This window comes from Adlercreutzia agrestimuris, from assembly GCF_943193125.1.
Classification (GTDB): Bacteria; Actinomycetota; Coriobacteriia; order Coriobacteriales; family Eggerthellaceae; genus Xiamenia; species Xiamenia agrestimuris.
This window is the reverse complement of the sequence record NZ_CALPCX010000007.1, coordinates 1-7,061: the sequence shown is the minus strand read 5'-3', so window position 1 is coordinate 7,061 and position 7,061 is coordinate 1. Positions and strand designations below refer to the sequence as shown.

Sequence of the window (7,061 nt, the reverse complement as noted above, 5' to 3'; positions counted from 1 at the left end):
CCGCCATCGCCTAAAGTACTACAGCGTCAGGCTGTGGGAGGACGGGAAGTCGCGCTCACAAAGGACGCTTTTGTTATATTTAGGAAGATGCTGCATACTCTTAGTTTGCTCTTTTACGATATGCATTTATTGCCATTAAAAGTCATTGCTTTGTGAGTGCTATTTAGTTCTTGATCTGGGAAATATACGCACTTCTTTTTCTAAAAAGTCTTAAGATTTAAGGCATTTGTATTAAACTAGCATGTGGTGATAACAAGAGAGGCATTGAGCACTTTTTGGGGGTATAGCATGAGAAAAGTACAAGCTATTGTGCTGCCATTTACCTGTGCAGTTATGTGTGTGTTGGGTATTTCCTCGGTAGCTTACGCGAATGTTGAGACAACAGATACTGTTCAAGATCAAACTCCAGAGACAATAGCCGTATCAGGTGATCTATCTGAAGAGGGAGCAGCTACGTTGTTGTTGGGTTCTTCGGAATCGGTAACCCATGACAAAGGCGCTGAAGTCAGCGCAGAACCCCAGCAACAGGCTGACACACAGAATTACTCATCTCAGACTGAGCAGGTATCTAATCCGGAAGAGGCATTGCCTCCTGAGGCGCCAGTAGCGCCGCCTGAGGACCCTACACCGGAGGATCAAACGGTCCCATCTGAGAAACCAGCTCCTGAGACTCCCTCGCAGCCTGTGACACCCTCTGAGCCCAAAGAGCCTGAGTACGTACAGCAGTATGCCAAGATTGATGGCAAGTGGTACTACTTTGATAAAACAGGAAAGAATACGGGCGAAGTTTTTGTTTCTCCTGGTTGGATGAAGTTTGAAGGCGTTTGGTATTGGTTCAAGAATACAAATGCCTATGCTGAAAATGAATGGGTTAAAGCTAATGGCTCATGGTATTACCTTGGTGATAAAGGTCACATGCTCACGGGTAATCAACTCATTGAGGGTAAGCGCTATTACTTATGCGATGACGGAAGTATGCTTAAAGGCGTGTTATGGCAAAAGGTTGGTAAAACCTGGTATTACGTCAATTATGGTGGGTCTTTGACTACAGATACCTGGCGATTCATCAATCATAAATGGTATTACTTTGATGAGCTTGGTCGCATGAAAACTGGCTGGCTTAAAGTTGATAACAAGTGGTATTACCTGAATTCGTCTGGTGCAATGTCAACTGGTTGGCAAAAGGTTGGCAGTTGTTGGTACTTCTTGCGCAGCAATGGAATTATGCATGAGGGTTGGGGTCTCATTGGTGGAAAATGGTATTATTTGCAACCCTCATCTGGTCATATGCGGACGAACTGGATTCAACTAGACAATAAGTGGTACCTGCTTTCGCAGTCGGGAAATATGCTGACTGGTTGGCAGATGAACAATAATAAATGGTATTTGCTAGCCAACAATGGAGTTATGCAGACCGGTTGGCATAAGGTAAATGGAAAATGGTACTTCATGAACCAGGGCGGTTCAATGAAAGCAAATACCTGGTATTACGATGAGTACTATAAGCGCTGGTATTACTTTGAGTCTTCTGGTCGCATGAATGAGTCGGCTGATACAGAACTTCATAATATAATTGAAACTATCATAGACAAACGCACTGGTCGCGGCTCTGATGCGCTTCAACGTGCATTTGCTTATACGGTTTCATACCCTTACCGCAATGGCTCTTTATATCCTACCGGGGATTGGGGTGCTCGGTATGCTAAACAAATGTATGTGAATGGTAGTGGTAATTGCTATCGTTACGCTGGTCTTTTCTGCTGGATTGCACGTGGACTTGGGTATAAAGCAAATGTGGTTTCTGGCTGGGTACCGGGTGCTCGTGTGGCACAAGCTCCGCACGGTTGGGTTGAAGTGTATATAAATGGGACGACGTATATATGCGATCCTGACTTAGCGCATGAAATGCCAGGTCACAACTGGTATATGGTGACATATGCGAATGCGCCAACTTATTATCACAGCTGGTAGAATTAGAGGAACCAAATAATGGTCTTCAGTTCGCTGAGCTTTTTGTGCATCTTCTTTCCAGTTGTTTTTGCTCTAAATCAGATACTGCCTTCCATTAAAGCTAAAAACATCTTGTTGTTAGTGGCTTCAGTGGTGTTTTATTCGTTTGGAGAACCTGTCTATTTTGTACTGATGCTTATCAGTGCGCTAGCGAACTGGGCTGCGGGTGTGGCACTGTCGAAAACGACGCGCAGGCGACTGGTTGTTGCCTGCGCGATTGTGGCTAATTTAGCGCTTTTGGTAGTCTTTAAGTATGCGGATATGCTTATCGGATGCGCAAATGAGCTCTTAAGACTCAATCTTCCGCTGACGAATTTACCTCTTCCTATTGGTATTTCATTTTTCACATTTCAGGCAATGTCGTATGTGATTGATGTCTATCGAGGCGAGGTGTCGTCACAAAAAAGCTTTCTCAACGTATTGCTTTATATTTCGTTCTTTCCGCAGCTTATTGCCGGACCTATTGTGAAATATCACGACATAGCGCAGCAGCTTTCAGATAGACATGCAAGTGTATCTGATATGGCATATGGCCTTCGCCGTTTTTGTATTGGTTTGGCAAAAAAGGTACTCATTGCAAATAACATGGCAGTTGCTGTTGATTATTGGTATTCGGTTGCTCCGTCGGATTTGAATGCGTTGGCTGCTTGGATGGCGGCTTTGGCCTATTTGATGCAGATCTATTTCGACTTTTCTGGATACTCTGATATGGCCATTGGCCTTGGACGCATGTTTGGATTTCATTTTAAGGAGAACTTTAACTTTCCCTATATTTCGACATCTATACAAGAGTTTTGGCGAAGATGGCATATCTCTCTATCGACATGGTTTAAACAGTACCTATATATTCCCTTGGGCGGCAATCGCAAAGGGAGGGCACGTACTGCCATAAACAAACTGATCGTTTTCTTCTTGTGCGGTTTGTGGCATGGAGCTGCCTGGACGTTTGTGGTGTGGGGTCTGATTCACGGCGCATTTTTGATGCTTGAGAGCGTGGTGCCCATAAAACGCATGCCTCGCGCGCTTGGTCATATTTACACCTTGTTAGTAGTATGCTTGGCGTTTGTGATTTTTCGGGCGGACTCATTGAGTCAGGCAGGTGCTCTGTTTACGCAAATGTTTTGCGCGTGGGATTTTACAGAAGCTTCGATGGTTGTATTGATGCGCCAGTTGACGCCGGTGTTTTTGGTGTCGCTTGTTTGTGCGATTGTGGCATCTATGCCCATTGCGGATATTGTGTCGCAGAAATTTGCTACCCGAAAAACGGAATATGTTTCATATGCAGTAAGTGCGGTCTTGTTGGCGGTTTGCTTTTTGTGCCTCTCAAGCGGTGCTTATAACCCCTTTATCTACTTTAGGTTTTAGCTATGAAAATACATGGGAAACATACTAAGCACGAAGATGCGCAAGCAAAGGAGCCCTCTTCTCAAAAGAATTGGGGTGCGCTTTTCTTTGTGGTTGTGGTAATGGTGGCACTTTCGTTGCCATTTTTATGCATGCCATGGGCGCCGCAGCAAGAGGAAGCGGAACTGCAAGAGTTGGCGACGTGGCCGAGTTTGTGCGTTGATGGGGAAGTGAATGTCAACTATCTGTCTGAGGTGGGTGCGTATTTTGATGACCACTTCGCTTTCCGTCAGCAAATAATCACAACGAACGCTCATATGTATGCGCAAGGGTTTAAGACTTCGCCAACAGATCAGGTGGTTGTGGGCAATAATGGCTGGCTTTATTATGCAGGTACCATGGCCGATTATCAGCGCACTCGTCCATTAAGTGACAGAGCAATTGACAACGCTGCCTACAATATGTCGCTTTTACAAGCGTATGCTACTGAACAAGGTGCGCAGTTTTTGCTGATGGTGGCACCTAATAAAAACTCACTCTATTCGCAAAACATGCCCTATTATGAGTTGGCTGGCGTTGGGCAGAGTAATGCGCAGCGTATGCAAGCGGCGTTTGATGCATATGGTATTAATACGCTGAACTTGTTTGATTTGCTGGGCTCAGATGAGCACGTGTTGTATATGAAAACGGACACGCATTGGAATACCGAAGGTGCTCGAAGAGCTTATGACGCTGCTTTAACTGAGCTTGACATAAAACACGATGATTATTTGAATGCTGCTGTCACGTGGGATGATAGTTTTGTGGGTGACCTTGAGGCAATGTTGTATCTGGTAGGAAGAACACCTGAGCCGGTTGAAGTGTATGAAGCTGCACAGCAGTTTAGTTATACAAATGAAGCAACGAGTGTAGAGGACGCTGACATCACGACAATCTCACACTCAGACCAAGCGCAAGGATCGCTTGTAATGTATCGAGATTCGTTTGGGAATGCGTTGCTGCCGTTCTTTGCTACGCAGTTTAGCCAAGCTTCTTTTACGAAGTTGGTGCCATATAACGCGGTGGATATTGCCCAGCAACAAGCTGATGTGGTGATTGTTGAACGTGCAGAGCGCCATCTGGATTTCTTCGCTACAAATCCTCCCATTATGCCCGCTCCGGCGGCAGAAAATGTGAGGTGCGATTATGTGGTTGATACCACCACAACGGTTACCGCAGAAAACGATGGCCCGTATGTAAAAGTGTCTGGTGTGCTTGACGAGATGTATGTTCCGAATAATTCGACAATCTACGTTGGCCTAGAGCAAGATGATGGGCAAGTGCGCTATTATGAAGCCTGTCGACAAAGTGTTGTTGGCGAGGACGGATGGTCCTTGGAGACTGATTATGGGTATGTGGCGCGTATTGCTGCAGATGATATACCCAACGATTCTTTTGTTATTCATGTTGTTGTTGCGGGCGAAACTTCGTCTTGTGAAGTAGCGTCCCTGGACTATTGAGAGGGAATGAGTAATGCATAATCTGCGATTATTTCTCGTTACGGGTGGTTTGTCACTTTTGATGGTGTCGGCTCTAGTAGGTTGTGGCGCCTCTACAGCGGAGTCTGAGGATGTCAGTGTGCAGGCGCCAGTACAAGAACAAGAAAGCCAGCCAGAGATGGCGACAGTTGGCAAGCAATCTGATGAAGCATATAAGATTTTACTGACAAACAAGCTGGGTTCATCTGCTAAAGCACTTTCCATCAAAGAGGTTGGTGAAGATTCGTTTCCGTCATCTATGTTGACGTCTTCTGATGAGATTGCGGATGACGAAACGGTAGAGTTGTATTTCACGCCGAAAAACAATGACGATAAGATCATGTACGACATTCTGGTTGTGCTCGAGGACGGTTCTAGCTATGAGTTGCACAATCTGGCTTTAGCAGATTTTGAAACAATGGAATTTGAGAGCAATGATGGTGTTGCATTTGTTGCTTACACCACAACTGACGGTAAAACAGAGAATACCGAAGCTGCTGAATTAGCTTTAATTGAACAGGCTGAACAGGAGGCTGCCGAGCAAGCCGCGGCTGCGCAAGCAGCAGCCAATCAGGCGGATCAATCAACAGTTCCTCCCGAGCAAGGCGAGAGTTCTGTAGTGGAAGTGTACAATGAAACTCCTCCCGACAATCCGCAGCAGGCCGAAGATGGCTGCATTGAAGGCGGCGTTGTGCTTCGCTAAAAGCTTTCGTCAGAATTCGCTATAGGAGAGATAGCGCTTTTGATACACTTTTGGTTTACGAATGTTGGTTTTACAAACGGTATTATTGGGGGTCTCATGAGAAAACCAAAGCATTTGAGCGCCTGTGCAGGTTTTGCAGGCGTATTGGTTGCTGCTGCGTTGTGTGTTGGTGTATCTGCTGCACCAGCATATGCCGATGATGCACAGATTGTGCCACAAGCTACCTACACAACTGAGAGCGGTACCAAAGTTGAAGGCACGCGTAATACATCATACGCAAATCAAGTTATAACAATTGTGAATCAAGAACGTGCCAAAGCTGGTTTGCCGGCGCTTAAGGCTGACTCAGAGCTGAACGAAAACGCCATGATGCGTGCAACTGAGTGTGCCGTGGTATTTGATCATAAGCGTCCCGATGGGTCGCAATGGTGGACTATTAACGAAGAACGCTGCAACGGCGAAAACATTGCGAAAGGCCAATTAACTCCTGCTCAAGTTGTTGCTAGCTGGATGAATTCTCAGACGCATCGCGACAACATCTTAAGCAAAGACTTTAAGTACATTGGTGTGGGGTGTTTTACGAAGGGTAATAACACTTATTGGGTACAGCTCTTTTCAGTGACTGCGCCGAAGGATGGAACAACAACCAGCAAGCCTTCGGCAACTACCAAGCCATCAACAACCACAAAGCCTTCTCAGACTCAAACACCAACACAGTCTCAGAAGGTGAATGGTACGTGGAAGAAATCCGAGAATCGCTGGTGGTACGCATATTCAAACGGCTCATATGCGCGCGGATGGAAGCAGATTGACAATAAGTGGTATTACTTCGACGCATCAGGCTGGATGCTTACTGGTTGGGCTAAGATTGGAGGCTCTTGGTACTACCTCAATTCATCGGGCGCCATGGTGACGGGTTGGTTGAAGATCAATAGCACTTGGTATTACTTAAACTCTTCAGGCGCAATGCTTACTGGTTGGGCTCAAGTTGGTGGCAAGTGGTACTATCTCAACTCGTCTGGTGTTATGGCTACTGGTTGGGCAAAGGTAAGCGGTAGTTGGTATTACCTTAACTCGTCAGGTGTCATGTGTACTGGCTGGCAAAAATTGGTGGCAGTTGGTACTTCCTGAAATCATCGGGTGCTATGGCAACTGGTTGGGCTCAAGTTGGCGGCAAGTGGTATTACCTTAACTCCTCGGGCGTGATGCAGTCTAGTAAGTGGATATCTGGAACTTATTGGGTTGGCTCGAATGGTGTAATGGCCACCAATACCTGGGTTGATGGGGGTCGTTATTACGTCGGCGGAAATGGAGCTTGGATACGCCGTTAAATAGAACACATGCAATCAGCGCTTTTCTATTAAGAGAAAGGCGCTGATTGAGTTTAAGGGAAGGTATTGAGCTCATGGGATGGAGAGGGAGACGAGCTTTATCTGCACTTGCCGTATCAACTGTTTTGGTTTGCGGTGTAAGCGGTATTGCTTGGG

At 45.9% G+C, this 7,061-nt stretch carries 6 protein-coding genes; all 6 read left to right on the top strand.

Annotated features, from left to right (window positions below):
* The first annotated feature begins 288 nt into the window (after positions 1–288).
* The 6 genes from NFR28_RS08900 (at position 289) to NFR28_RS08750 (ending at position 6,905) form a co-directional block, all read left to right on the top strand.
* Complete coding sequence (locus NFR28_RS08900; RefSeq protein WP_275556987.1) at positions 289–1,971, top strand: transglutaminase domain-containing protein; 1,683 nt, start codon at positions 289–291, stop codon at positions 1,969–1,971.
* Between the two features lie 18 nt (positions 1,972–1,989).
* The gene (locus tag NFR28_RS08780; RefSeq protein WP_251179433.1) at positions 1,990–3,375 is read left to right on the top strand and encodes an MBOAT family O-acyltransferase; all 1,386 of its coding nucleotides are present in this window, start codon (positions 1,990–1,992) and stop codon (positions 3,373–3,375) included.
* Positions 3,376–3,377: 2 nt separating this feature from the next.
* Positions 3,378–4,853, top strand: a complete 1,476-nt coding sequence (locus tag NFR28_RS08775; protein WP_251179432.1) for an alginate O-acetyltransferase AlgX-related protein — start codon at positions 3,378–3,380, stop codon at positions 4,851–4,853.
* A 13-nt stretch (positions 4,854–4,866) separates the two neighbouring features.
* A complete protein-coding gene (locus NFR28_RS08770) occupies positions 4,867–5,574 on the top strand; it encodes a hypothetical protein (protein WP_251179431.1) in 708 nt (235 codons plus the stop codon).
* A 96-nt stretch (positions 5,575–5,670) separates the two neighbouring features.
* On the top strand, positions 5,671–6,705 hold the full coding sequence (locus tag NFR28_RS08895) for a CAP domain-containing protein (protein ID WP_275556986.1): 1,035 nt from the start codon (positions 5,671–5,673) through the stop codon (positions 6,703–6,705).
* The gene (locus tag NFR28_RS08750; protein ID WP_251179430.1) at positions 6,663–6,905 is read left to right on the top strand and encodes a hypothetical protein; all 243 of its coding nucleotides are present in this window, start codon (positions 6,663–6,665) and stop codon (positions 6,903–6,905) included. The genes NFR28_RS08895 and NFR28_RS08750 overlap by 43 nt, the downstream gene beginning before the upstream one ends.
* Positions 6,906–7,061 lie beyond the last annotated feature (156 nt).

Bases quoted from the DNA above. Each gene is read 5' to 3' on its own strand.
- NFR28_RS08775 (WP_251179432.1), top strand. From the start codon at position 3,378: ATGAAAATACATGGGAAACATACTAAGCACGAAGATGCGCAAGCAAAG.
- NFR28_RS08900 (WP_275556987.1), top strand. From the start codon at position 289: ATGAGAAAAGTACAAGCTATTGTGCTGCCATTTACCTGTGCAGTTATG.
- NFR28_RS08770 (WP_251179431.1), top strand. From the start codon at position 4,867: ATGCATAATCTGCGATTATTTCTCGTTACGGGTGGTTTGTCACTTTTG.
- NFR28_RS08895 (WP_275556986.1), top strand. From the start codon at position 5,671: ATGAGAAAACCAAAGCATTTGAGCGCCTGTGCAGGTTTTGCAGGCGTA.
- NFR28_RS08780 (WP_251179433.1), top strand. From the start codon at position 1,990: ATGGTCTTCAGTTCGCTGAGCTTTTTGTGCATCTTCTTTCCAGTTGTT.